Origin of the sequence: Streptomyces thermovulgaris, from assembly GCF_002155915.1 — a bacterium.
Classification (GTDB): Bacteria; Actinomycetota; Actinomycetes; order Streptomycetales; family Streptomycetaceae; genus Streptomyces; species Streptomyces thermovulgaris.
Genome location: NZ_MUME01000435.1, coordinates 1 through 1,398 on the forward strand (window position 1 = coordinate 1; position 1,398 = coordinate 1,398).

Consider the following 1,398-nt stretch of genomic DNA (forward strand, 5'->3'; position numbering starts at 1 on the left):
AAGGCAGGAAGTGCGGGGGCTGCGGCTGTCTGCAGGGATGCTTCTAACGCGCAGGTGGGGCCGGCGACTCTTGAGGGCATAGGGGAACTCCCTGATCCGTGGTTGTGCACGCCCGCACACTCTGAGTGAGGGGCGATACGAGCGTGGCAACCGCGTGCAGACGGCTCCACCCCCAAAGCTCCCTCGGGATCGGGAGAGAGGTTGACCCTCTCCCTCGGACATTCCCCGGATCTTCCTCGGAACCGATAAGTACCTTCTACGCAGGGCAACTTGTAGAAGACAGCGTTCTATCGTCGAGGCAATGATGCGCTCGGCGGAGGGAGTGGGAGACGCCGTGTTGTTCTTCCGGTACGTCTGCGAAACCCGTGGCCTACGGCATCCCGACGACTTCCTGGCGAAGTACCGCGAGACTGCTGCACGGTTAGGACTCAAGAATGCGGATGAGCCGGCCCCAAAGACCATCGAAGGGTGGCTCTACGAGGGCCGGAAGCCGCAACGAGCCTTCCGTCCGGTCATCGTCGAGATGCTGGGCTACAGCATCGAAAACCTGTGGGTCGATGTCCCCGAAGGCAGCACGCCGCCATTCGTTCCACTCGCGGGCGCATCACCGACTACACCCCATGCCCATGCCGGTGTGGGGTTGGACGACATGAAAAGGACGGGTGCGATGGCTGTACGACGCGCGAAGGATTTCCTCCTGGGAGCCGACCGCGAGCGTGTGGGCGAGGACACTCTCGGTCTGCTCGATGACGAGGTGCAGCGTCTCGTCGCTGCATACCCGCGCGAACCTCTGTCGGCGATCTGGGACGATCTGCTGGAGACCCAAGAGCAGGTCTTCCGCCTCCTGGAGGGCGGCAGGGTCCGTCCGTCGCAGTTGCGCGACCTGAATGTCAAGGGCGCCGTGTTGTCCTTTCTGGTGGCAAAGGGCCTCAACGACATGGAGGTCCCGCATCAGGCCATGACCATGACCCGAGTCGCGGCGGCCTGCGCCAAGGAAGCCGAACACCCCGGCCTGGTCGCACTCGCCGAAGGCCTCAAGTCGCTCATTGCCTACTGGGCGGACAAACCCGAGGACGCCTACCACTATGCCTGCCGGGGAGCCGCGATGGCGGAAAACCTGCGCGGAACCGTCGGCCTGTGGCTTCTTGGCCTCCAGGCGCGTGCCGCCGCTGCACTCGGTGACGAGGAAACAGTACACACCGCCAACCAGGAGGCAGCCGATCGACGGGAACATGTAATCCACGACGACCTGGACGAACTCGGCGGCTTGTTCTTCTACGCCCCGGAAAAAACAGCTCTACTACTCCGTGGAGGCGGAGGTCCTTCTCGGCCGTGGCAACGCACAACTCGTCTCGCAGGCAGAACAGGCCGTGGAAGGTTTCAGCGACCCCAACGCCC

1 protein-coding gene is annotated in these 1,398 nt (G+C 63.6%); it reads left to right on the plus strand.

Annotated elements, in window-relative coordinates; all coding sequences use genetic code 11:
* Nucleotides 1–301: 301 nt before the first annotated feature.
* Nucleotides 302–1,398, plus strand: a 1,097-nt coding sequence (locus tag CCN35_RS25980; protein ID WP_245863485.1) for a hypothetical protein, incomplete at its 3' end; no start/stop codon positions are given.